Source organism: Caldalkalibacillus salinus, from assembly GCF_016745835.1.
In the GTDB taxonomy this organism is placed as follows: Bacteria; Bacillota; Bacilli; order Caldalkalibacillales; family JCM-10596; genus Caldalkalibacillus_A; species Caldalkalibacillus_A salinus.
In genome coordinates this window covers 16042-40865 of the sequence record NZ_JAERVL010000024.1, presented here as the reverse complement: position 1 = coordinate 40865, position 24824 = coordinate 16042, and the positions used below count along the sequence as shown (strand labels likewise).

General features: G+C 43.6%; 21 protein-coding genes. 4 read left to right on the top strand and 17 right to left on the bottom strand.

Annotation, left to right across the window (positions count from 1 at the left end):
* Positions 1-2: 2 nt before the first annotated feature.
* From gatC to JKM87_RS13615, 3 genes are all read right to left on the bottom strand, one after another.
* Positions 3-293 (bottom strand): Asp-tRNA(Asn)/Glu-tRNA(Gln) amidotransferase subunit GatC, encoded by a 291-nt coding sequence (gene gatC / locus JKM87_RS13625; protein ID WP_236838832.1) that lies wholly within the window; start codon positions 291-293, stop codon positions 3-5.
* Positions 294-505: 212 nt separating this feature from the next.
* A complete protein-coding gene (locus tag JKM87_RS13620; RefSeq protein WP_202080924.1) occupies positions 506-1468 on the bottom strand; it encodes an MraY family glycosyltransferase in 963 nt (320 codons plus the stop codon).
* A 37-nt stretch (positions 1469-1505) separates the two neighbouring features.
* On the bottom strand, positions 1506-1826 hold the full coding sequence (locus JKM87_RS13615) for a hypothetical protein (protein WP_202080923.1): 321 nt from the start codon (positions 1824-1826) through the stop codon (positions 1506-1508).
* Positions 1827-1965: 139 nt separating this feature from the next.
* Here JKM87_RS13615 and JKM87_RS13610 point away from each other — a divergent pair, with 139 nt between their 5' ends.
* Positions 1966-2793 (top strand): hypothetical protein, encoded by an 828-nt coding sequence (locus tag JKM87_RS13610; protein ID WP_202080922.1) that lies wholly within the window; start codon positions 1966-1968, stop codon positions 2791-2793.
* A gap of 160 nt (positions 2794-2953) precedes the next feature.
* Here the strand turns inward: JKM87_RS13610 and JKM87_RS13605 are convergent, their stop codons facing one another.
* The 7 genes from JKM87_RS13605 to ilvB form a co-directional block, all read right to left on the bottom strand.
* Positions 2954-4093, bottom strand: a complete 1140-nt coding sequence (locus JKM87_RS13605; RefSeq protein WP_202080921.1) for a CamS family sex pheromone protein — start codon at positions 4091-4093, stop codon at positions 2954-2956.
* Positions 4094-4283: 190 nt separating this feature from the next.
* Complete coding sequence (gene ilvE, locus JKM87_RS13600; protein WP_202080920.1) at positions 4284-5192, bottom strand: branched-chain-amino-acid transaminase; 909 nt, start codon at positions 5190-5192, stop codon at positions 4284-4286.
* 12 nt (positions 5193-5204) lie between these two features.
* Positions 5205-6323, bottom strand: coding sequence for a 3-isopropylmalate dehydrogenase (gene leuB, locus JKM87_RS13595; protein ID WP_202080919.1), 1119 nt, complete (start codon positions 6321-6323; stop codon positions 5205-5207).
* A gap of 72 nt (positions 6324-6395) precedes the next feature.
* Positions 6396-7973, bottom strand: a complete 1578-nt coding sequence (locus JKM87_RS13590) for a 2-isopropylmalate synthase (protein WP_202080918.1) — start codon at positions 7971-7973, stop codon at positions 6396-6398.
* 4 nt (positions 7974-7977) lie between these two features.
* On the bottom strand, positions 7978-8991 hold the full coding sequence (ilvC, locus tag JKM87_RS13585) for a ketol-acid reductoisomerase (RefSeq protein WP_202080917.1): 1014 nt from the start codon (positions 8989-8991) through the stop codon (positions 7978-7980).
* A gap of 58 nt (positions 8992-9049) precedes the next feature.
* Positions 9050-9559, bottom strand: coding sequence for an acetolactate synthase small subunit (gene ilvN, locus JKM87_RS13580; RefSeq protein WP_202080916.1), 510 nt, complete (start codon positions 9557-9559; stop codon positions 9050-9052).
* Positions 9559-11304 carry a biosynthetic-type acetolactate synthase large subunit gene (gene ilvB / locus JKM87_RS13575; protein WP_202080915.1) on the bottom strand — a complete coding sequence of 582 codons (1746 nt, stop codon included), beginning with the start codon at positions 11302-11304 and terminating at the stop codon, positions 9559-9561. The genes ilvN and ilvB overlap by 1 nt, the downstream gene beginning before the upstream one ends.
* Positions 11305-11981: 677 nt before the next feature.
* Between ilvB and leuC the strand changes: the two genes are divergently transcribed.
* Both leuC and leuD read left to right on the top strand, forming a co-directional pair.
* A complete protein-coding gene (leuC, locus tag JKM87_RS13570) occupies positions 11982-13433 on the top strand; it encodes a 3-isopropylmalate dehydratase large subunit (protein ID WP_202080914.1) in 1452 nt (483 codons plus the stop codon).
* Positions 13434-13538: 105 nt separating this feature from the next.
* Positions 13539-14132: a 3-isopropylmalate dehydratase small subunit gene (gene leuD, locus JKM87_RS13565; protein WP_202080913.1), complete on the top strand. Its 594-nt coding sequence runs from the start codon at positions 13539-13541 to the stop codon at positions 14130-14132.
* Between the two features lie 64 nt (positions 14133-14196).
* Here leuD and JKM87_RS13560 read toward each other — a convergent pair whose 3' ends face one another.
* From JKM87_RS13560 to pcrB, 5 genes are all read right to left on the bottom strand, one after another.
* On the bottom strand, positions 14197-15600 hold the full coding sequence (locus JKM87_RS13560; RefSeq protein ID WP_202080912.1) for a sodium-dependent transporter: 1404 nt from the start codon (positions 15598-15600) through the stop codon (positions 14197-14199).
* Between the two features lie 160 nt (positions 15601-15760).
* Complete coding sequence (locus JKM87_RS13555) at positions 15761-16576, bottom strand: cobalamin-binding protein (protein ID WP_202080911.1); 816 nt, start codon at positions 16574-16576, stop codon at positions 15761-15763.
* A 152-nt stretch (positions 16577-16728) separates the two neighbouring features.
* Positions 16729-18744, bottom strand: a complete 2016-nt coding sequence (gene ligA / locus JKM87_RS13550; protein ID WP_202080910.1) for an NAD-dependent DNA ligase LigA — start codon at positions 18742-18744, stop codon at positions 16729-16731.
* 134 nt (positions 18745-18878) lie between these two features.
* Positions 18879-21119: a DNA helicase PcrA gene (pcrA, locus tag JKM87_RS13545; protein WP_202080909.1), complete on the bottom strand. Its 2241-nt coding sequence runs from the start codon at positions 21117-21119 to the stop codon at positions 18879-18881.
* The gene (gene pcrB, locus JKM87_RS13540) at positions 21116-21814 is read right to left on the bottom strand and encodes a heptaprenylglyceryl phosphate synthase (RefSeq protein ID WP_202080908.1); all 699 of its coding nucleotides are present in this window, start codon (positions 21812-21814) and stop codon (positions 21116-21118) included. Before pcrB ends, pcrA begins: the two co-directional genes overlap by 4 nt.
* A 173-nt stretch (positions 21815-21987) precedes the next feature.
* Here pcrB and JKM87_RS13535 point away from each other — a divergent pair, with 173 nt between their 5' ends.
* Complete coding sequence (locus JKM87_RS13535) at positions 21988-23232, top strand: aminopeptidase (RefSeq protein WP_202080907.1); 1245 nt, start codon at positions 21988-21990, stop codon at positions 23230-23232.
* 103 nt (positions 23233-23335) lie between these two features.
* On the opposite strand, the gene JKM87_RS13530 is transcribed toward JKM87_RS13535, so the two are convergent.
* Entirely contained in the window at positions 23336-23644 is a 309-nt protein-coding gene (locus tag JKM87_RS13530) for a YerC/YecD family TrpR-related protein (protein ID WP_202080906.1), read from the bottom strand.
* A 32-nt stretch (positions 23645-23676) separates the two neighbouring features.
* A complete protein-coding gene (locus JKM87_RS13525; protein ID WP_202080905.1) occupies positions 23677-24768 on the bottom strand; it encodes a DUF3048 domain-containing protein in 1092 nt (363 codons plus the stop codon).
* Between the last annotated feature and the right edge of the window lie 56 nt (positions 24769-24824).

Genomic DNA, 24824 nt, shown 5'->3' with positions numbered 1-24824 from the left:
CCTTATCCGCCTAGTACACTCGGCACTTTGACTTGCTGATTTTCTTTTTCCTCGGTGTTTCTCAAGGCATCCTCGGCTGACAAAGAAGGTTTAACCTCGTCTTCACGCGTCACATTTTTCAAATCGAGCACATGGCTAGTGGGTTCCACATTCGCTGTATCTAATTCATCCATCTTGGCCACGAATGTTAAGATATCATCTAAGTGCTTCGTGAACATGTTTGCTTCTTCATCGCTTAACTCTAAACGAGCCAAGTGCGCCACATGCTCAACGTCTTTTTTTGAAATAGTCATGATCTTCCCTCCACTCTCAATATAATTTAAAAACTTATATGAAATGCTCAAAAGCAATTATGCACATATACCATTTGTTGCCTCGTGAACTCTTTCACACAGGGTCCTACCCTAAGATAAAGCAAATATTTTTCTACATTAAATTGATAATATCAAAGTTAAAAAGGCGATTCAATACTTCACTAGCCAGTCGGACTGCTATCGTTTCTCAATTATCCAAAAATGAAAAACAATAACACAGACGTGATAGACAACCCTATACCGATTAAATACAATATGACGATGACTTGTCTCTGATTCAACCCCAAAGACAACAAACGATGGTGAAGATGAGAGCGGTCCGCGACGTATATCGGCCTTCCCTCCTTTAGCCGCGTTAAAATCACCTGTAAAGTGTCAAAAACAGGGACGCCCATAGCTAATATAAGGACGACAAAGGTAATTAAAGTAGCCCCTTTCATCGCTCCTTCTACTGATAAGAAGGCAACAGAAAACCCTAAGAAGAGGGCTCCTGCATCCCCTAAGAAAATACTAGCCGGATGAAAATTATGCCTTAAGAAAGCTAAAATACCTCCTGTTAGAATCATAGCGCATAATGCGATGGTGAGTTCTCCCTTCAGAAAAGAAATAAAAAAAAGGGTTAGGGTCACAAAGATACTGACACCCGCTGCCAAACCATCCATACCATCTATAAAGTTAAACATGTTCATAATGCCAACGATCCACAAACAGGTTGCTAGAAAAGCCAACCAATGAGGGAATAGCCAAAAATTCTCCTCCCCACCCGATCCAAACCAATGAGTCACACCAACAATCCTGGTGCCTCCCCAATATACCAACGTTGCTGTTAAAAACTGTACGAGGAGCTTAGGCCAAGGGGATAGCTCTTTTTGCCGCCCTTTGTACCAATCATCAAGCACCCCTACACCCACAACGAGTAAACTTCCAATAAAAAATAGCCATGTCATACGGTGAAAACCTAAGAATATAAATAACAAAAAATTCACACCTAAAAAGATGGCTATCCCCCCAGTCAAGGGTATCGTATCTTTATGCTGTTTTCTCTTTGTGGGCTCATCGACAATATGGTATTGATTGGCCCAACGCTTTACGATAGGAATTAATACGTATACACACAAATAAGATATGACTAAAGGTAATACATAGCGAAACATTTTGGTCACCTCAATACGTCTATATCAATAGTGTGACTTAAATGAATGATTTTAAAAAAGCGATAGAATACTGTGGGTGTATACGTCTAAGGTTCTTCCCTACAACCTCAATATGTTGACCTTCAGGGATGTTGGAGTAGATAAAATGACGCCCATTGGTACTGATTGAATAGGGCTTACCTTTTAGGCACGTAGGTTTTTTAACTTGCATGAGTATCTTAACTCTAGCAACCCATAATCGATACGATTTTACTCCTTTTAACTGAACCAGATAAGTCCCTTGACTGACTGTATGAAATTCAAACGTCTCGTTAATCTGCCTTCTGGCCTCATGAATGGAAAGGTAAGATCGACCCATGACAAAACGCCCCCTTTACCCAAATATTGGACAGTTAAGGGGCGAATTATACTAAACTATTGTCAATTCTTGTCCATATTTTCTTGTTCCAAAAAAATACATATTTGTTTATAATAGATTTATAGAGAGGGGGGTGTTTATGGTTTCAAAACCATTATCCCATCTGTTCATTTATATGGTTTTAATCATTTTATTGTCTTCATGTGCTTTGTTTGATACGGGGCATACCACAACGCCTGTGGACCCGGAAAAGCAGACTGGGAGCGAAACAAACAACGATAACACTCAAACAAGCGCTGAGCCTCCCGTTAGTGAATATCCCACGCTCGAGCAATCCGTCTGGGAAGTATTGAGTGGTACTTATTTTTACAATCACGGCTTTGTTTTTGAGCAGGAAGATGGATACCAGCCTGTACATGCGATTGGGTTAGGTAAATATGAGATTGACGCTCACCCCGAGGATACAATTGATGTTCGCACGGTGGAGGGGGCTTTACAACTCACGATTCCTAAACCTGAAGACTATCTTCACTTAACACAAGCTTTTTTATCACCCGATAGAGAAATGATCGTCTTGTCCGTCACCACTGAGTCACAGTCTACCACGTACTATCTTAATCCAACTGAAGGCCTTGTTAGTGCGATTGGCGAGGGGGACCATATAGAACACCCCACCTGGGCACCAGATGGCCATTGTATCGCGTTCGCATACGGTACAGAACAGGGGGAAACGATTGCCATCTATGATCTTGAAAACAGTGTTATCACACCTTTAACTGAGGAGAGCTTTAACAATATTGTTGGGGTAAAGTGGAGCGAAGACGGATCTTTCATAGACTTTGTGATTAAGCAAGAAGACAATCATTATCCTTACTGTATGGTCAGATATGAGCTAGAAAATGAAGCTTTGGACATACAATATGCACTTTCTAATACTGAATTTGCGGATTGGATCTATATATATTGATAGGTGATACATATAAAAAAGGCGCTTGGACAAGGTCCAAGCGCTTACTTTTGTTTTATACAGTTAAGGGAGTTGGTTTTAACATCTGTTTCTAATCTTTATCGTTTCCCAATCTTCGTCGTTCCTTTCGTCTCTGTCGTTCTCTAATCTCTATTGCTCTCTATTCTCTGTAAATATGCATACTCGGTTCTCCTCCCGGAGGTCGTATAAAGATAGACTGTGGTTCATTAACAGACTCGGTGTAGATATTGAGGCGGACATGTTCAGGAAAAGTGTCAATCGCTGTTGCGCCCAAAAACTGCGTTAACTGAATGACTTCAGTTTTGGATTGATATTCTGTATTGGCATTAATCGTTAACTCCACTAGCTGCTCGTCGATGAATCTTCCTTTTCCAACGATACCGACGTAATTGGGATAAAATTCCTCCACATCCCGCCGATACTCTCTAAAGTCATCTGCGTAATTTGTTTCGCGTGCTTCATCAAAGTCATTTAGTGCTCCTGATGGGAAAAACAAGTACGTTTCATTGATCGTTTGCCAGTCAAGCTGAGTGTCTTGTGGACCTACCGTACCAACGGAAAGGAAATTTCCTGGTACCTGTGAGCTGCTATCTTCCAAACGATATAAGGCAATAATAATCGGTGTATCAGTATGTCGCTCATCTAAGCGATTAATCTTAGACCTCACTCTCGAAGCCACTTCATTAGCAATATCAAAGCCAATAGTACGTAATTCTTCTTCGGTCTCATAATCGGGCTGTGTCGTTATCGTGCCATCTTCATTTTCAACTTCCTTGGTATAGTATGGGGATAATGAAAGTCCAATAACCACCCCGTTCAAGGCGTCCCCTTTAAGGTTAAAATAATTGTGTTCGAGTATATGCACGAGAGTACGCTCATTACGGTCACTAGGATTAAGCCCCATGGGGTTATCTTCACTCTCTTTGCGTAGCCAACTGCTCAATTCTGATTGCGTAATCAGCTGGCCCTCTCTGAATAAATGCTCCTCAGTAGAGTAATAATCCTGAGCAATCTCTAATAGGCCCAACTCTAAGCGACCGGAATCTAAACGAAAGTTAGGCAAATAGGTCTCTAAAGATCCCCTCGTTTCGCTGGCCACAAATGGGTTTAACCCTCTATAATACTTCTCTTCGACTTGTACTGAAGGTGCCACAAATTGAGGGGCGTCATCCAAATCAAGGGTTTCTTCAGCCTCATCTCCTGGCAAGCATCCCGATAATGCTAGCGTTAAGCATGCTACCAGTACACCTACGTGCCATCTGGACTTTTTTATGTTCAAAGTATTCCTCTCCTCTATGTCTCGTCCCGTATTAATTTCCTTCATTATAGCACGATCAAAAGCCTATTCAAATGACCGTTTTGTGACTCACACGGACTTGAATAGGCTTTAAAAATTTCTTATATGATAACAAAACTAACACTTCTCTTACCAACTGTTTACTGCAATGTTGTATGTCGCTGTGATTATTTTAGGAAGCGGAAACATTGACTTTTTTCTCAGGGTAAACGTGTCTGCCTAGACGTGTCACCGCTTGACGGAAGGCTTGGATCATTTCTTTTGTAACTTCACCCGGTGTTCCATCGTTAATTTTACGGCTATCCACTGAAACAACTGGGATGACTTCAGCTGCTGTACCTGTGAGGAAGGCTTCATCCGCCACGTAGACGTCATGTCTCGTAAACGGTTCTTCCTTCACGACATAGCCTTTTTCTTCCGCAATATCGATGACGGTCTGTCTGGTAATCCCTTCTAAAGCTCCAAGGTATCCAGGAGGTGTGATGAGCTTTCCACGCTTCACGAGAAAAATATTGTCCCCGCTTCCCTCACATACATAACCGTCATGGTTCAACATAAGGGCCTCTAGTACGCCAGCACGTTTTGCTTCAATTTTAACGAGCACGTTATTTAAATAGTTAAGTGATTTAATCTTAGGATTCAACGCATCTGGTGTATTTCTTCTGGTGGGTACTGTCACGATATCTAAGCCTTCCTCATAAAGTTCATCCGGGAATAAACGAACTTGATCTGCGATGATGATGATCTCAGGTTCTGGACAGTTAAACGGGTCGATGCCCAGGTCTCCTTTCCCTCTAGAGACCACTAATCTGATATAGGCGTTCTCCAATTCATTTACACGTACCGTTTCCGCTACAAGGTCTTCTAGTTCATCAATGCTTAGTGGAATATCTAACATGATCGACTTCGCTGATTCATATAAACGTACGAGATGCTCACGGCACTTAAATATGTTACCTTCATAGACACGTAACCCTTCAAAAATGCCATCGCCATATAGAAAACCATGATCGAACACAGATACCTTTGCCTCGGAAAAAGGCACGTATTTACCTGACATATATATTAAACGTTCCCCCATTACTGTCCCCTCCTATTTAACTTTCTCCGTTTGTGTGATGGACTGATCTAAACGACTGATGACAGCGTCGGTCATGTCCGTTGTTCCTAATACCTGAGTCTCACCAACTGTCTCACCTTGGCCGATATCTAGTGTACGGTAACCATCTTTAATCACTTGTTTAACTGCCTTCTCAATGAGTTGTGCTTCCGGGTTTAAGTCGAATGAATGACGCAGTAACATCGCAACTGATAAAATCGTGGCCAATGGATTCGCTTTTTCCTGCCCTGCAATATCTGGTGCGCTCCCATGCACCGATTCGTATAAGCCTAGACCTGCTGAAGCAGATAAGCTAGCAGATGGCATTAATCCTATCGATCCTGCTAAAACGGACGCTTCATCACTGAGGATGTCTCCAAACATATTTTCTGTTACGACAACATCAAATTGTTTCGGTGAGCGAATGAGCTGCATGGCCGCGTTATCCACTAGCATGTGTTCTAGTTCAACATCGGGATATTCAGTATGCACACGCTCTACAGTGGCACGCCATAATCGGCTAGACTCTAAAACGTTAGCTTTATCAACGGATGTCACTTTATTTCTTCTCTTTCTTGCCGTCTGGAAAGCAACATGTGCAATTCTCTCTACTTCATGTTCACTATAAATAAGTTCGTCAACAGCCCAATTTTCACCACCTGGTGTCTGGCCCTGTTCTTTTTTACCGAAATACAAACCACCTGTCAGTTCCCTTACAACAAGGAGATCAACGTCAGCTACGATCTCTTTTTTTAACGGGGAGGCAGTCGCTAACGGGGCCAAAACTTCTACTGGACGTAGATTTGCGAATAGGCCTAGTTCTTTTCTTAACTTTAATAGGGCTTTCTCTGGCCTTAACTCCCCGGGATTTTGATCCCATTTTGGCCCCCCTACGGCCCCTAACAGGACGGCGTCTGCGTCCTTACACTGCTGTAGCACTTCATCTGTTAACGGTTCGCCATATGTGTCCAGTGAGTGGCCACCAATGAGACCTTCATTTATTTCAAATGAGTGACCAAAGTGCCGACCCACATGTTCTAATACCCTACGTCCTTCCTGTGCAACTTCTGGTCCGATCCCATCTCCGGGTAAAATCATGATCTTTTTTTTCATTTTCCGTTCCATTCTCCTCTCCACTCCTGTATATCTCAAAATGCAACTTTTGTATCTTTTTTAAAGCCATTCTTAATTAAATGAATCTAGAACACAGTGAGTGGTCTCCTCTTCCTCTTTATCTTCCATAAACTGTTTAGGTTTACTCATTTTTCTTAATCTATTGATACTATCGACAAAGGCTTTGGTACTAGCGCCAAGTACATCGTGGTCCACACCTTTTCCTGTTCCTGTCATTCCTTCATATGATACGGTCACTTGCACTTCCGCTAGTGCATCTCGCCCTTTAGAAAGAGAGCGTATCTTGTAATCTAACAAATGGATATTCATACTCACCATGCGCTCGATCGTGTTATATATTGCCTCAACACTTCCTGAGCCAATGGCCGCTTCCTCTACACTGACACCCTCAGGTGTTTGTAACTTAATCGTCGCTGTGGCAATCGAGTTCATGTATGAGACGTGAATATACTCTAGTGCGTACTGATCTTGATCCTGTGATCGAGTACTTTCACGGAGCAGGGCGATAATATCTTCATCCAATACTTGTTTCTTTTTATCTGCCAGCCCTTTGAATTTCTTAAACACTTCTTTTAGGTGTTCCTCACTCACCGAGTAGCCCAAGAATTCTAGGCGCTCCTTCAGAGCATGACGTCCGGAGTGCTTGCCAAGAACGAGCTGTGTCGCATCATATCCCACCATTTGAGGTGAAATGATTTCGTATGTTGTACGCTCTTTGAGCATGCCATCTTGATGGATACCCGCTTCATGAGCAAAGGCATTGGCTCCGACCACCGCTTTATTTCGAGGAACCTCGAAGTCCGTTAAGCTAGACACAACCTTGCTTGTTCTCGCTAGTTGTTCAAGCGTTAATGTCGTCTGTGCTTCGTAAAAATCTTTTCTAATTTGGAGCGCCACAGCAATTTCTTCAAGTGCGGCGTTACCCGCTCTTTCTCCAATGCCGTTGATCGTGCCTTCCACCTGGTCTGCCCCATTTTGGACAGCCGCTAAGCTGTTAGCCACTGCCATCCCAAGGTCATCATGACAGTGAGCACTTAGCACCGCTTGATCTATATTGGGTACATTCTCTTTCAAATAACGAAAGACGTTCCCATACTCTTCAGGTGTCATATACCCCACTGTATCAGGGACGTTGACAACTTTGGCCCCTGCTTCAATCACAGCTGTGAAAACATCTCGCAAGAAGGGCAGCTCAGTTCTCCCTGCATCTTCTGCACTGAACTCTATATCTTTGAAGTAACGTGAGGCGTATTTCACACAATCTACGGCTTTCTCTATGACTTGGTCCTGGCTCATTTGCAGCTTGTGCTCGCGGTGGATAGGAGAGGTCGCCAAGAACAGATGCAACCTCGGTTTCACGCCGTCTTTCAACGCTTCCCACGCCGCGTCTATGTCCTTGTGATTGGCGCGTGCTAGCCCTGCGACACTCGTATTTTTCAATGCGTGAGCAACTGCCTTTGTCGATTCTAGGTCTCCGGGGGAAGCTGCCGGAAACCCAGCTTCTATCACGTCCACCCCTAACCTTTCTAGTTGTTGGGCAATCTCTAGTTTCTCTTCCAAATTTAAGTTGACGCCTGGTGACTGCTCTCCGTCTCGGAGGGTCGTGTCAAAGACAGCAATTTGTCTCATGGTGTTATTTCACCTCCTGAGGGACTTTTTTATCCTTAATCCAACTCATCATGTCCCTTAGTTCTTTTCCGACCTTTTCAATGTCATGTTGTTCTTCCTTCGCTTGGATTGCTTTAAATACCGGGCGATTCGCTTGATTCTCTAGTATCCAACTCTTCGCAAATTGCCCGTCCTGAATCTCCTGTAGAACCTTTTTCATTTCTTGCTTCGTTTCTTCTGTCACGATACGGTCACCGACCATAAAATCTCCGTACTGCGCTGTATCTGAGATTGAGTATCTCATGTACGACAGACCACCTTCATAGAGTAAATCAACGATCAGTTTCATCTCGTGTAAACACTCAAAATAGGCAACTTCAGGCTGATATCCTGCTTCCGTTAACGTTTCAAAACCTGATTTAATAAGGGCCGTCACACCGCCACATAGCACGGCCTGCTCTCCAAACAAATCAGTTTCAGTCTCTTCCTTAAACGTCGTTTCAATGACGCCAGCCCTCGTACAGCCAATCCCTTTTGCATACGCCAATGCAAGTTCTTTAGCCTTTCCGCTCTCATCTTGATAAACACCCACTAATCCGGGAACACCACCACCCGCTTCGAAAACCCTACGGACCAAATGACCTGGGCTTTTCGGTGCAATTAAAGCGACGTCAACACCTTGTGGCGGGACGATTTGTGAGAAGTGAATGTTGAAGCCGTGGGAGAATAGTAGTGCTTTCCCCGGTACTAATTCACTTTGCAATTCTTGAGCGTATACTTTTGCCTGTACTTCATCCGGCAGTAAGACCATGATGACGTCAGCTTGTGCTGCTGCTTCCTTTGGTGACGCAACCACAAAGCCATCTTCAACCGCCTGGTCCCAAGACCGTCCTTCTCTGAGTCCGACTACGACCGAGATACCACTGTCGCGTAGGTTCTGTGCCTGAGCGTGCCCTTGACTCCCATAACCGACAACTGCTACCGTTTTTCCTTCTAGCACACTCAATGAAACTTGATCGTCATAATACATTTTTGCCATTGTGACTCTCTCCTTTTTATTTGATGTTGATGTTGAAGATCACTTTTATTTCAAAACATTAAGTCAATAGTTGCTGCACCGGATGAACTTTCTGCTGGCTTCTCGCCATTGCAGTCACACCCGTTCTTGCTAGTTCCTTAATTCCAAAGGGTCGAAGCAAATCTATTAACGCCTCGTTTTTTTCTATATCACCTGTGGTCTGAACAGTGATTGACTCCCTTCCAACGTCGACTACTGACGCTCGGAATGGTTCAATGAGATGGTTAATTTCTTGTCTCGTTTGATGATTAACGGTGACTTTAATTAACATTAATTCCCGCGCCATCATTTTCTCTTCTGTGAGGTCGGTTACTTTCAGTACGTCCACTAATTTATATAACTGCTTAATCACTTGTTCCGTTGTCGCAACGTCTCCGTGTACGACAAGGGTCACCCTCGAGAGTGTTGGATCCTCGGTCGTCCCTACCGTTAAGCTCTCGATGTTAAAACTTCGTCGAGCGAATAAGCCAGATAATCGCGCCAGTACGCCCGAAGAATTGTTAACAATGACAGATACGACTCTTCGCATTACATTCCCCCCTTCGAAATACCAACCATCTCATGTAAAGCAGTCCCAGGAGACACCATCGGGAATACATTTTCACCAGGTGTAATGGCGACATCAATCACCATGGGGCCATCATAGTTCAAACTGTGGGTAATGGCTTCTTCAAATTCTTTTATCGTTGTCACGCGCAAACCTTTGACGCCGAACGATTCAGACACTTTTGCAAAGTCAGGATTCTGGTTCAGCATTGATTCAGAGTAGCGTTTCTCGTAAAAAACCTCTTGCCATTGTCGGACCATCCCTAGGGACCCGTTATTTAAAACAATGGTTTTGACAGGTATGTTGTAATCCTTTACTGTTGCTAGCTCTTGAATGTTCATCTGGAACCCTCCATCACCTACGACAGCGTAAACGGGATGGTCAGGCTGTGACAATGCCGCTCCTATAGCAGAAGGGAAACCAAAACCCATGGTGCCAAGCCCGCCTGAACTGACCCAGCGATTAGGCTGCTTAAACTGATAGTATTGCGCGACCCACATCTGATGCTGTCCTACGTCTGTGGTGACAATCGCTTCTCCATCTGTCAGCTCACTGAATGTCTCTAAAACTTTCTGTGGTTTAAGTGTCGCTTCATCGTCTTCGTACCACAGAGGATAAGTTTCCTGCCACTTGTTTAACTGTTTCATCCATTCAGAAGACTGTGCCGATACCACGTCCTCCTCTAACAACATGGATAGCGTTTGCTTCGCATCCCCTACAATAGGTATTTCAGTAGGGACATTTTTACCGATCTCAGCTGGATCTACATCAATGTGAATGACCTTCGCGTGAGGAGCGAATTGATCAAGTCTCCCCGTTACTCTATCGTCAAACCTTGCCCCAATAGATATCAGCAGATCGGCCTCCTGTATAGCCATGTTGGCGGTATAAGTTCCATGCATGCCACACATGCCTAGAAACTGTGGATGACCTGCCGGCATCGCGCCCAATCCTAGTAACGTGTGAGTGACGGGTACCTGTGCTTGCTCAGCGTAGGTCACCAGTTCTTGGTGGCCCTTGGCGTGTAAAACGCCTGCCCCGGCTAAAATCAGAGGTTTTTTAGCTTGTGCCACGGCCTCTTTCATTCGACGAACTTGTAATATGTTTGGGACAGTGGTCGGTTTAAATCCTCTTAGAGAGACTTTTTCAGGATACTCGTATGACGCCTCACCACCGGATATATCCTTCGGTATATCAATGAGTACCGGTCCTTTTCGGCCGTTTGTGGCAATATAGAACGCTTCTTTTATCATACGAGGCAAATCGTTTAAATCTCTAACCTGCATGTTATGTTTGGTGATGGGCATGGTAATTCCTAGGACATCCGCCTCTTGAAAAGCATCCGTCCCAATGGCGCCACTCGCCACCTGACCCGTTAGGACCACAAGGGGGAGTGAGTCCATATAAGCGTCTGCTAAGCCTGTTACTAAGTTCGTTGCCCCTGGTCCGGACGTCGCAATGACGACACCGGGTTGACCTGTCACTCTGGCGTACCCCTCTGCCATATGGATAGCGCCCTGCTCATGACGAGCTAAAATATGTTTCATGTTCGTTTGGTAAAGGGCATCATAGATATGCAGTGCGGCTCCACCTGGATAGCCAAAGATAACCTCTACCTTCTCTCTTTCCAAACTCTCAAAAATCATTTCTGCTCCACGTATGGGTTTAGACTTGAGAGATCCATGTGTCTCCTCACTCATCGTTCTCGTTTTTACCTTGGTTGTCATTGTAGCCTCCCCCTGTACTTTGATCTGGTTGTTTTCCTTTTCGTGTAAGAAAATCGAACAAAAAAAGTACAAAAAAATACCCCTAGAAGATTTGAAAACCCATTCCTACCTCGGATTGAGTAAACGAAACCTTCCGCAGAGGCTTTTTTCCTCACGGTGTAGCCATCGCTTGGCTTGTTGACGCTTGGACCGAGCCTTCCAACGCAACGTATACAATGTGCTGTGTGCTTCACCTATCATAATGTCACCCAACACCGTGTAAACAGCTTTGAAAGTGGAACCCTAGTCAACCTTTCGTTTAACCGTTATAGACAAGTTGAAGGTTAAAGTTTGACTTAAATAACCTTCATTCATTTCAACGTGTTATCAGAAAATTCTAAACAGAAAATAATTTTATTGCTGATAATCATACACGAGCCTCAAAAGCTTTTCAACCCCCTTTATTAAGCCATTTTTACTGTAATCGCTTTCAGCAAAAATGATTGTTAAAATTTTTTAAGCGTTTACATATGCGTGATTCCGCCATTCTTATTGTTTGTTTTATTATAATTTTCTGACTATTAGGCTTCAAAAAAATTTTTTTTGTGCTAGAATAAATTATTAAAATTTAATTGTCTGAAAATTTGACACAAACAATTGATCCGGCATGTTAATGTGCAATGGGGAGGAGAAGTTCGATGAGCACCGATAAGAAAACACTATTTGAAAAGATATGGGATAGACATGTGGTTGTAGAGGAGCCAAACCAACCTAGTATTCTTTATATCGATTTACATCTCATTCATGAAGTCACTTCGCCACAGGCATTCGAAGGGCTCCGACTCAATAACAGGAAGGTGCGCCGTCCAGATCTCACTTATGCCACCATGGACCACAACGTACCGACTAAAGGTTTACCTACAGTCAAAGATCCGGTCTCTAAAAAACAAATGAGCACGTTAGAAAAGAACTGTCAGGAGTTTGACATTCCTTTGTTTGACCTCGATCACCCTGATCAAGGGATTGTTCACGTTATTGGACCTGAGCTAGGTTTAACCTGGCCTGGTAAGACAATCGTGTGTGGAGACAGCCATACATCTACACACGGTGCCTTTGGTGCACTCTCATTTGGTATAGGCACTAGCGAAGTTGAACATGTCTTAGCGACACAATGTTTACCTCAGTCTAAGCCTAAAACGATGGAGGTTCACTTTAAGGGAGACAGACCAAACGGGATCAGTGCAAAGGATATGATACTCGGCCTCATCGCCAAATATGGTACAGACTTTGCCACTGGTTGTGTCATTGAGTACACAGGCGCTGTCCTATCCGATTTATCAATGGAAGAACGCATGACCATCTGTAATATGTCTATCGAGGGGGGCGCTCGAGCAGGATTGATGGCCCCTGACGAAACGACCTATTCTTATCTCAAAGGAAGACGATACGCCCCAGCTGCAGATGTTTTTGAGAAAGCTGTTGAAAGTTGGGAAGCATTGAAGACGGACCCAGGTGCCCAATATGATGACCGGGTAGAGCTAGATCTATCAACACTAGCGCCACAAGTCACTTGGGGCACCAGTCCAGGACTCGGTACGGGAGTTAATGAAAACGTACCGTCCCCTACAGACTATGACAACCCTACAGAACAAAAAGCTGTCGAATTAGCCCTTGAGTATATGGATCTTAAACCAGGCACACCGATGTCAGAGATTAACATTGATCGTGTCTTTATTGGCTCATGTACAAATGGGCGTATAGAGGATCTTCGTGCAGCAGCCAAAATTGTCCAAGGGTATACCGTATCAGAACACGTTCAAGCAATGGTTGTCCCGGGTTCTAAAACAGTTAAAATGTTAGCGGAAGAAGAAGGGCTTGATAAAGTCTTTACAAAGGCTGGATTTGAGTGGAGAGATGCTGGATGTAGCATGTGCCTGGCTATGAATGATGACGTTTTGCAGCCGGGTGAGCGCTGTGCTTCAACGTCTAACCGTAACTTTGAAGGAAGACAAGGTAAGGGCGGTCGTACACACCTAGTCAGCCCTATGATGGCAGCAGCAGCTGCTATTAAGGGCCATTTCGTGGATGTGAGACAGTGGAACTTCAAAACCCAAACTGTTCAAGAGACCAATGGTGTGGAAACGCAGTAGCAAAACAGAGTCTTGGTTTTGGTATTAAGCTCTGTGTCGTTTTAACTCTTATCCTGCAAAATATCCTACACAAAATATCAACTTTTAACTTTTAAGGAGGAACTTATGGAACCTTTTATAGTACACACTGGCAAAGCAGTGCCACTTGATCGAGCAAATGTGGATACGGATGCCATTATACCGAAGCAATTTCTAAAACGTATTGAACGCACAGGTTTTGGTCAATTTCTGTTTTATGATTGGCGCTACAAAAGTGACAACGTCATAAACGACGATTTTATCTTAAATCACCCTCAATACGATGGCGCCACAGTATTAATAGCACGACAAAACTTCGGTTGTGGTTCTTCTAGGGAACACGCACCTTGGGCCTTACTCGATTACGGCTTTCGCGTGATTATCGCACCAAGCTTTGCTGATATCTTTTATAATAATTGTTTTAAAAATGGTATACTTCCGATTGTCCTGACAGAAAAGGAAGTGGACACGCTGTTCACATTAGCACAACAAGAAAACGGTCAACTCACCATTGACCTCGAGGCGCAAACAGTAAATGATCAGCAAGACTTTCATGCTCAATTTGATATCGATGAGCATCGTAAAACTTCACTACTGAAAGGTTTGGATGATATAGGACGTACATTACTGTACGCAGATGAAATAGAAGCATTTGAACAAAAAAGAGAGCAGCTGATCTAAGGATCAGCTGCCCTTTTTTTAGCTTGCTACGAGATCGTGCACCGTTTACTATATTTGACCTCGATTATAGTTCAAAACCTAGTATTTTCAATATTCCACTAGATTGTAGGAAAATAACAAAGATGACAATCGGCGCAACATATCTAAGAACAAATATCCACGCGTTTCCGAGGAACGTATCTCCGAAGTCAGACTCTTTGAGTGCCTCAGTCTTATTCCATCCCCAACCCGCAAACAAGGCGATAATTAAACCACCTAGAGGTAAAAAGATATTAGACGCAATGAAGTCCATGCTATCTAGGAAATCTCTTTCACCAATATAAGTGAATTGGTCCATAACACCTAGCCCTAGAGATGATGGAATACCGAGTAAAAAGATAATGCCACCGATAAGAATACTTGTTTTCTGTCGAGTCCAGTTAAAGCGACGCATGAAGTAAGCCACTGCAACCTCTAATAGCGATACTGCTGAAGATAATGCTGCAGCTGCTATAAGGAAGAAGAAAGCGAGACCGACAATCGTCCCCACGAACCCTAAACTTCCGAAAATTTCAGGCAAAACTACAAATACGAGTCCAGGACCTTCCGCTGGATCAATACCAAAAGCGAATACCGCAGGGAAAATCATGAGTCCTGCAAGAATTGCAAATGTCGTATCCAGTGAGGCGACACCGAGTGCTGCGCCCGGTAGCTTCTCGTTCTTGGACAGATAGCTTCCATATGTAATGAGAGCCCCCATCCCTAAGCTAAGTGAGAAAAAGGCTTGTCCTAAAGCTGCTAAGTAAACCTCTGTATTGTCTAGAGGGTTTGTAAAAATGCTCCAATCCGGAGAAAACAAGAATGCAAATGCTTCTGATGCCCCACCTAAGCTCATTGAGTATAAAGCTAAAATGATGACGAGAACGGCTAAAGTCGGCATCAAGATTTTATTTGTTTTCTCAATCCCTTTTTTAACACCCATATAAACAATACTGATTGTAATGATCATAAAGAGGAATTGCCAAAATATTGGTTCAACGGGACTGGAAATAAACCCACCAAAGAAAGCGCCAACACCTTCTTCGGAAGCAACCGCTGCTCCCATCTGACCTGTTAAGTAACTCACAATGTATTTAAGTGTCCACCCTGCTATGACGCCATAAAATGATAAAATGATAAACGCTGAAGCAACACCCATGAAACCAGCTATTACATAAGGTCTGCCTGGCGCTAATTTCTGAAATGAACCGACGGCATCACTCTTGGCATGTCTCCCAATCGTGAACTCAGCCATCAAAATGGGTATACCTATGAATATGACACAGACTAGATAGAGTAATAGGAAGGCGCCTCCTCCGCTTTCCCCCGCAACGTAGGAAAACCTCCAGATGTTACCTAAACCAACAGCGGAACCCATTGCAGCGAGCATAAAGCCTAAACGCGACGCCCACTGTTCGCGTTGATTGTGCTCTAAACCAGTATTATTCATCAATTTTCCCCCTTTTGTTTGTCATTTCGACCCTTACTAGAATAGGTACCCTGTCCTACACTATAACATTATACCAAAATAAAACGGATAATTCCTACAATTTTTATTAATTTTTTATTTTTCTGAAATTAAGAAAACACTAATTTTTTGTATATTTTTGTCACTGAATGTCTTGCCACTCATCACCCTCTACATAATCAGGGTAAATAGTAGGGTGCAGAAGGGCCGCTAGTTTCATCAGTCCTGTTAGCAGTCTCGGAGATGGACGACAATAAAGAGGTTCGTCCAACACATGAACTTGATTCCTTTTAACAGCCGTTATGTCCTTAAATTCAACCCTTTTATAAACGATTGCTGGTTTCACTCGATTCTGTTGGACCCCTACCCATACTAAGCATATATGGTCCGGATCTCGTTTGGCCACGTCCTCCCAACTGGTCTGCACACTCGCTTGGGGCTCTGTTGCAAAAGCGTTTCGTCCCCCTGCCAGTTCACTTAGATCTGTTAACCAGTTTTTCCTTCCCGGTGTAAATACGGGCTTCGCCCACCATTCCCAGTATAGAAGAGGACGGTGAGTGACCTCTTCAGACTTTGATTTGTATAATTCAATAAAACGCCTGTATTGTTGTCGAATGTTGACAGCTATTTCCTCACGTCCGATACGTTTCCCTAGAGTAAGGAGACTATCACCAATATCTTCTAGACTGTTAGGATTTAGCACGATATAGGAAAGTCCTCTTTCCTTTAGCTGTGTAATGTTCTTCTCCATACCTGGTACACTAAGAGAGGCGACAACTAAATCTGGGTTAAGCTCCTCAACAGCATCCATATCGATATCTAAGTCTGGACCTAAACGTGGAAGATGGTCTATTTCCTTAGGCCAATCCGAAAAATTGTCTACTCCTACAATCTCATGTACCGCACCTAAATAAGCGAGTAACTCAGTATTACTCGGACATATAGATACGATCCTCATCAATCTCCCTCCTTAGAAACAACTAATAGTGAAAAAGAGCATACTGCACGCATGCTCTTTTCTTTTTCATCAAAACTGGCAGCACTTACCGCTGGTCATACTCGTTCTGAACTAAATGCTATTATACTCTCTTCTCTCACACAATACGATAATTACTCAGGAGGTGATAACAGATTTATAAGCTCGTTTTCATCAATGACCCTTACGTTTAGATCATTCGCTTTATCTAGCTTAGACCCGGCATTTTCACCTGCTATGAGCATGTCTGTATTCTTGGATACACTTCCTGTGACTTTTGCTCCTAAGCCTTGAAGTTGTTCTTTCAGCTCATTACGTTTGAAATGTTCTAATGTGCCCGTAATGACCACAGTCTGTCCAGCAAAAGGAGAGTCAACTGCTTCTGCCTCTTGTAGCTTTGGTCCCTTATACGCCATGTTAACACCGGCTACACTTAACCGTTCAACCAAAGCGCATACTTCCGGATTGTCGAAGTACGTGACGATGCTCTCCGCCATCTTAGGCCCCACTTCATTAATAGCTTCTAGCTCTTCTTCTGTCGCATCCATTAAGCGATCCATCGTCTCAAATTGTGCTGCTAAGAGTCTCGCTGCTTTCGCACCAACGAGTCTGATACCGAGTCCAAAAATGAGTTTCTCTAGAGAGTTCTCTTTACTTTGTTCAATGGCATGTAGGAGATTATCGACAGATTTTTCCCCCATACGTTCGAGCTGTAAGAGTTCATCTCGATCAAGATAGTAGAGATCAGCCACCTCTCGGATAAGACCTTGGTCATATAGCTGTATAATGACACGCTCCCCTAGTCCATCAATGTTCATAGCATTTCTAGATACGTAGTGTATCATTCCCTCTTTGATTTGGGCTGGACATTTAGGATTAATACAACGTAAAGCGACCTCTTCTTCAATGCGTACAAGCTCTGCATGGCATTCTGGACAATGCGTCGGCATATGGTACTCTTTTTCTGTCCCGTCCCGACGTTCCTCTACCACGGCAACCACCTCAGGGATAATGTCTCCCGCTTTTTTCACGACCACGTGGTCCCCGATTCGTATATCTTTCTCTCTTATTAAGTCCTCATTGTGCAGGGACGCACGTTTCACCGTTGTCCCAGCTAGACTCACAGGCTCTAAAAGGGCAGTGGGCGTCACAGCCCCTGTTCGTCCTACATTAACTTCAATATCCTTAAGGATCGTGACCGATTCTTCCGCTGGGAATTTATAAGCTGTGGCCCAACGCGGACTTTTAGCGGTAAAGCCGAGTTGCTCTTGGTATTGAATATGATTCACTTTAATGACAATGCCGTCAATTTCATAAGGAAGCTCGGCTCTACGGTCCGTCCAATATTGAATATAGTCTAAGAGTTCATCTACGGAATGGCACACTTTAGTCTCTGGATTCGTCTTCAATCCGATTCTTTCGAGGGCCTCTAGACCCTCAGAGTGGGAGTGAATATCCAACCCTTGGACTTGAGCAATCCCGTATAGAAAAATACTCAAATGACGCTGCGCTACGATTTTAGGATCTAACTGTCTCAAAGACCCTGCCGCTGAATTACGAGGATTAGCAAACAGCTCTTCACCTTTTTCCTCTCTTCTTTGATTCAGCTTTTCAAATTCATGCTTAGGCATATACGCTTCCCCGCGTACTTCAAGTGTGACAGGTTCACGTAGCTTGAGCGGAATCGCACGGATCGTCTTCAAATTCTGCGTGATATCTTCCCCAGTTGTGCCATCTCCACGTGTAGCGCCGCTTACAAATTGACCATCTTCGTAACGTAAGGACACCGCTAATCCGTCTATTTTCAGCTCTGCAACATACTCTATATTTTCCTGGCCGATCCCCTGCCTGACGCGTCGATCAAAATCTCTTAACTCGCTTTCGTCAAAGACGTTCCCTAAGCTCAGCATTGGAATGTCATGTGTGACTTTTTGAAAATGAGGCAAAGGTTCAGCCCCTACTCTCTCTGTTGGCGAATGGGGCGCTTTAAGGTCAGGGTGCTCTGCCTCGAGACGTATGAGATCTTGCATCATGTGATCATACTCTTGGTCTGTGACAATCGGGCGATCTAAAACATAATACTGATAGTTATGTTCTTCGATTTGAGCATATAGTTCTTCCATACGTTTTTGCGCTTGTTCTTTATTCAACGCAATCTCCCTCTTTCTTCATAACATGGAACCAATGAATCTATCGTCTCTCAGACGCTATCTCTACATTTCTATCTTACTGCATATAGTGCACCTTATATACGCTTACATTATACTATGCCTCTACAACGACATTACTCAGCCTTAGATATAGGGGCAAATTTGGCTAAAAGTTTTTTTAATCCGACCGGTTTTTCAAATGCGATCGTGAGTTCAAGGTCGTCACCTTCTCCGTTCATACTCACAACCGTTCCGATGCCCCACTTGTTATGCTGGGCTTTATCCCCAACATTCCAACCAAGGCCTTGAGCACCTGACGATTGTGGACGTGCAGGCGACATGCGTGTCGTCTTCTGGGATGGACGAGTGCCTGCACCATCTCCAAGCTGTTGCGACAAACCGATGGGCCTCGCTTGCTGCGACGCCTCTTCATCGTGAACTTTTTCCATAATGTCCTCTGGTATCTCACGTAAAAATCTAGATTCAGGGTTCAGCTCTCGTTTCCCGTAAATCGTTCTTATTTTAGCGTTTGTCAAGTAGAGCGCTCCTTCAGCACGGGTAATGCCAACGTAAGCGAGACGCCGTTCTTCCTCCATCTCATTCTCATCCATAAGCGAGCGATTATGAGGAAAGATCCCCTCTTCCATACCTGCTAAAAAGACGATCGGGTATTCTAACCCTTTAGCCGCATGCAAGGTCATCAGGATCACTTTGTTGTTCGCGTCCTCCCCTTCATCAACCTGATCAATGTCAGCGACGAGGGCCAGCTCCGTCAAGAAGGCCAGTAATGTTTTGTCCTCGCTCTTCTGTTCAAATTCCATGGTAACGGATATAAACTCGTTGATATTCTCTAGTCTAGAACGGGATTCTATGGAGTTTTCTTTTTTGAGCTCTTCACGATAGCCCGAGCGATTGAGGACTTCTTCAGTAAGCTCCGTGACTGAAAGGTAGTCCACCATTTGAACCCAGTTCTTGAGTAAACCATAAAAATCAGCGAGTTTATTAGTGGCTCTGGCATTCAGTCCGATAAAATCCACTTCACCGAGTGCTTTATACATCGAGATGCCTTTTTCTCCAGCGTAGGCAGATAGCTTATCAACGGTGGTTTGCCCTATTCCTCTCTTCGGGACGTTAATAATCCTTCTCAAGCTCGTATCATCATCGGGATTAGAAATGAGTCTTAAATAAGCCAAGATGTCCTTGATCTCTTTGCGATCGTAGAACTTAATGCCACCCACGATTTGATATGGAATGTTGGATTTTAAGAACACTTCCTCAATCACACGGGATTGCGCGTTCGTGCGATATAATACGGCTACGTCTTTGTAGTTTTTTCCATCTAGCAAGGCATCTTTGATTTTTTGCGTGATAAAATACGCTTCATCATGTTCATTTTCTCCGCGAAAATAAGATAATTTGGGCCCTTCTTCGTTATCTGTCCACAAGTTCTTCTTTTTACGACTGCTGTTATATTTAATAACTTCATTCGCCGCTTTTAAAATTCGTTTTGTGGAGCGATAGTTTTGCTCTAGCTTAATGACTTTGGCATCCGTGTAGTCTTCTTCAAACGATAAAATAATGCTAATGTCCGCCCCACGGAATTGATAAATGGACTGATCACTGTCCCCCACAACACAAATGTTTCTGTGATGATCGGCTAGCATACTCACGAGCATATACTGGGCACGGTTTGTATCTTGATACTCGTCGACGTGAATATACTGGAACTTTCTTTGATAAAATTCTAGTACTTCAGGAACTTCCTTGAACAGTCTGACCGTGACCATAATGAGATCGTCGAAATCTAAAGAGGAATTGGCTTGGAGCATCTTCTGATATCCTTCATACACTTGAGCAACGACCTGGTCATAGTAGTTGCCTACCAGCTGGCTCACTTGCTGGGGTGTCTTTAATTCATTCTTGTATTGTGAAATCGTCCCGCGAATCGTTTTCGGGTCAAATTTTTTCGGATCAATATTAAGTCGTTTCATCGTGTCTTTTATCGCTGAAAGTTGATCCGTACTGTCTAGTATGGTAAAGCTCCGATTATACCCCAGCCGGTTAATGTCCCTTCTAAGAATCCGCACACACATAGAATGGAAAGTAGAAATCCAGATGTCTTCAGCAACTGGGCCAACTAATCCAGCTACACGATCCTTCATCTCCCTCGCCGCTTTATTCGTAAATGTGATGGCTAAGATATTCCAGGGGGTGACTCTTTTCTCAGCTAAGAGGTAGGCGATGCGATGGGTTAAAACCCGCGTCTTCCCACTTCCTGCTCCTGCAATCAAGAGCAATGGACCGTTCGTTTCTTGTACGGCTTTCGCTTGCTGTTCGTTTAGGCCATTTAATAACCTAGTTGTGGTTGGATTCATGTCGTTTTGACCTCCTTCACAGTTTGAATGGCTGCCCTGATGTCTTCATATATGATATTGCCGACCACGACTGTATCAGAAACAGTGACGGCTTGTTGGACTTGATCTGGGTATTTAATTCCTCCACCATACAAAATATGCATATCCCCGTCTTTCTTAAATGATTGATAGGCGTGACGAACCAAATCCATATCACCAAACGTGCCACTGTATTCAATATAAAAGTATGAACAATGTAATAAATGCTGGGCAAAACGTCCATAGGCAATCACGTCTTCAGCATCTAATGATGTACGACTATCTGTCATACGAGCCACTGTCGCCTTCGGGTTAAGGACACAATAACCGACTAGGGATACATCTTGCCAAGGAATGATGGTACCTAGTTCTTTGACCGCCTGAACATGAGGCTCGATGATCCACTCTGGATTCTGCGCGTTAAGCACAAAGGGGATATAATAATGATCAAAACCAGGTACAATCGCCTCCCGATTGGACACCTCTAGCACACACGGAATAGCATAACGCCGTATGCGGCCTAACAAATCTATTGTATTATCAAAGGTCACACCACTGCTGCCACCGACAATAATGCCGTCACTTCCCGATTCACAAATACGCTCCAAATCTTCATCGGATATGTATTTATCGGGGTCTAGCTTAAAGGCGTGTGACCATTTATGTTCATCCATCATTTTGACGCCTCCTCACATACATACATACGAATTATATCAAATTAGGGGAGGAAGCAAAAGGGAAACACAAACGTATGTGCGTGGCTCTTGGCTCATCCTTATGTCCACATTAGTGACACATCCCTGACATATGATAAAATGTTAAAAATGAATGAGACAATGGAGGGTTAATGATGAGTGAATTTGAAAACACATTTGAGACAAATCTACAGAAATACGCTGAACTTGCCGTTAAAGTAGGGGTCAATATTCAACAGGGACAAACCCTCGTGATCAACGCACCGATTGAAGCCTCTGACTTCGTACATAAAGTAACTAAAACGGCTTACCAAGCTGGTGCTAAAAACGTACACGTAGAATGGAACGATGAAACCTTAACACTGTTAAAATTTCAACACGCCCCTGATGAAGCCTTCACAGCATTCCCAACTTGGAAAGCGAAGGGCTTTGAAGAAATGGCTGAAGACGATGCTGCCTTCCTCACGATCCATGCTTCAAATCCTGATTTGTTAAAAGAAGTGGATCCCAAAAAAGTGGCCACGGCAAACAAAACCAGAGCGAAAGCGATGTATACATTTAGTACATACATTAAATCCAGTAAAGTAAGTTGGTCTATCGTATCTGTACCGACAAAAGATTGGGCCAAAAAAATCTTTCCTGATGTTTCAGAGAAGGCGCGTATTGAGAAGCTATGGCAATCTATCTTTAGCATTACCCGAGTTGACCAAGATGACCCCGTACACGCTTGGCACCAACATCTTGAAACCCTGAAGTCAAAAGTAGAATATATGAATGACAAAAAATTTGCTAAGTTACATTACTCAGGACCGGGCACAGACCTGTCAATTGAACTTCCACAAGGACACGTGTGGCTCGGTGGTGGAGAAAAAAGCCAAAACGGCGTCTTTACCGTTCCGAATATGCCCACTGAGGAAATCTTCACGATGCCGCATAAGGACGGTGTCAACGGGACGGTTAAAAGTACAAAGCCTTTAAACTACAGTGGCAATCTCATCGATGAATTCCAACTCACCTTTAAGGACGGAAAAGTCGTAGACTTCGACGCCGAGCAAGGCTATAACATTTTAAAAGACCTACTTGATACTGATGAAGGCGCCCGTAGACTTGGCGAAGTCGCGTTGGTCCCTCACAGTTCACCTATATCACAATCAGGGCTTATTTTTTATAATACCTTATACGACGAAAACGCTTCTTCCCACCTCGCCCTAGGCGCCACTTACCCTAATTGTATAGAAGGTGGCACAAAAATGGATAAGGAGGATTTAGCACAAAAAGGAGGCAACGATAGTCTTATTCACGTCGATTTTATGATGGGATCAGCCGAGATGAATGTGGACGGCGAGACATTAGACGGACAGCGTATAGCACTCATGCGAAATGGCGAATGGGTCATCTAACGCGTTACATACCCCTTCTTTCAGCAAGACACCAACAAAAACAAAAACAGGTCTAGCCCTAGAAGAATGGCTAGACCTGTTACTATTTTTAGGTATATAGATATTATTTCTCCTCTTGATCTCGTTCCTCAAGGCGATCTAATGCTAGCGTATACCCGTCATTGCCGTAATTCAGACAACGTTTCACTCGTGATATCGTAGCTGTACTCGCCCCCGTTTCAGTTTCTATCTTATGGTAGGTGTAACCTTCTCTGAGCATTCTGGCCACCTCTAAGCGTTGAGCAAGAGATTGAATTTCATTCACCGTACAAAGGTCATCAAAAAACACATAACAATCTTCAATATCTTTCAAGGACAGTACTGCTCTAAATAACTGGTCTAATTCTTTTCCTCTCAGCTTGTCTAACTGCACCTCGATTCCTCCTTTCCATAACATAAACTCATTTATTCATGATCTGTAGAAGATGTATCCTCTCGATTATCATTCACATAATGGTCCAATCCTGGACTGTTAGGTACAATGTTAACCCATGTTTTGCCCGGGTACAAACCGATCTCTCGTCCATCAACAAATGGTCGTATGACACCATCGACACGTCTCCACTCACATTCGATTACTTTACCTTTTTGGAAAAGGAGACCTTTCCCTTCACTCATGACATCTACGGCGCGTCGCCCTTCATTATCCAATATCCTATGGCTAGTCTCAATGACAAATACGTTGGTCATCGTCAAAGGTTCTTCCGTTTCTCTATCTAGATGTGGTGTACCTTGAACATGCCGAGTGTACAACTCCGTCTCCTCATCATAGTGATAAGATACCGAGTAAGAGTCAGCGTATAGGATATCTATTTCATCAGCCGATGTCCCTTCCATCTCTTCTTCAGGTTCCTTAAATAGTAAACCTGGGATCTCAGAGTCCTCTCTGAATCCACGATACTCGGCACCTTCTCTTAACAGATCTAGGTTGGTGTACAAATTGTGTGGTGCTTTTCTAAAATCAACTCTGTAAAAGGACCTTTCTGAATTATAAATCTCATCTAAAGAAGGTAAATGTCGTTGCCGAACAATACTAAGGGCCTCTGTGGAGCCCCCTGCGTGAGCAAAAATCGCATCATAGCCATTGACTATATCAATGAAGTACGGTCTTAAACTTCTAACAGGCCCAATGACTTCAGGTGACTGACTATGGTATAAAGCAATCAGTCGCGTAATATACCCTTCAGATAACACCTCGTACACCATATCAGCTTCTCCCAATCCGGTTTGAGGACGCGCTTTACTATGGTTATTAATCATCACGGCCACAATACGTTGATCTAATTCTGTCATAGAGCCTAAACCAGTTAAAGGTGCTGTATAAGGAAAAACAACATCTTCCTCTTCCTCTACTTCTTCTGGTCCACTCTCCTGCATAGAATCTTCCACTGTTTCTTCGTCATCTGGCTCTGTGGACGTTGGTTCTGAGGCTCCACACCCCGCCAGTATGATGATAAAAATAAGCACGATCATATAATGCCATACACTTCTCAGCACGCTTTACACCTCTCTCGCTGTTTAATATTATCCTTTCGTCATTTAACGCGCAAAAT

Coding starts and splice junctions, on each gene's coding strand:
- gatC (WP_236838832.1), bottom strand. CDS start 293: ATGACTATTTCAAAAAAAGACGTTGAGCATGTGGCGCACTTGGCTCGT.
- JKM87_RS13620 (WP_202080924.1), bottom strand. CDS start 1,468: ATGTTTCGCTATGTATTACCTTTAGTCATATCTTATTTGTGTGTATAC.
- JKM87_RS13615 (WP_202080923.1), bottom strand. CDS start 1,826: ATGGGTCGATCTTACCTTTCCATTCATGAGGCCAGAAGGCAGATTAAC.
- JKM87_RS13610 (WP_202080922.1), top strand. CDS start 1,966: ATGGTTTCAAAACCATTATCCCATCTGTTCATTTATATGGTTTTAATC.
- ilvE (WP_202080920.1), bottom strand. CDS start 5,192: ATGGGGGAACGTTTAATATATATGTCAGGTAAATACGTGCCTTTTTCC.
- leuB (WP_202080919.1), bottom strand. CDS start 6,323: ATGAAAAAAAAGATCATGATTTTACCCGGAGATGGGATCGGACCAGAA.
- JKM87_RS13590 (WP_202080918.1), bottom strand. CDS start 7,973: ATGAGACAAATTGCTGTCTTTGACACGACCCTCCGAGACGGAGAGCAG.
- ilvC (WP_202080917.1), bottom strand. CDS start 8,991: ATGGCAAAAATGTATTATGACGATCAAGTTTCATTGAGTGTGCTAGAA.
- ilvN (WP_202080916.1), bottom strand. CDS start 9,559: ATGCGAAGAGTCGTATCTGTCATTGTTAACAATTCTTCGGGCGTACTG.
- ilvB (WP_202080915.1), bottom strand. CDS start 11,304: ATGACAACCAAGGTAAAAACGAGAACGATGAGTGAGGAGACACATGGA.
- leuC (WP_202080914.1), top strand. CDS start 11,982: ATGAGCACCGATAAGAAAACACTATTTGAAAAGATATGGGATAGACAT.
- leuD (WP_202080913.1), top strand. CDS start 13,539: ATGGAACCTTTTATAGTACACACTGGCAAAGCAGTGCCACTTGATCGA.
- JKM87_RS13560 (WP_202080912.1), bottom strand. CDS start 15,600: ATGAATAATACTGGTTTAGAGCACAATCAACGCGAACAGTGGGCGTCG.
- JKM87_RS13555 (WP_202080911.1), bottom strand. CDS start 16,576: ATGAGGATCGTATCTATATGTCCGAGTAATACTGAGTTACTCGCTTAT.
- pcrA (WP_202080909.1), bottom strand. CDS start 21,119: ATGAATCCAACCACAACTAGGTTATTAAATGGCCTAAACGAACAGCAA.
- pcrB (WP_202080908.1), bottom strand. CDS start 21,814: ATGATGGATGAACATAAATGGTCACACGCCTTTAAGCTAGACCCCGAT.
- JKM87_RS13535 (WP_202080907.1), top strand. CDS start 21,988: ATGAGTGAATTTGAAAACACATTTGAGACAAATCTACAGAAATACGCT.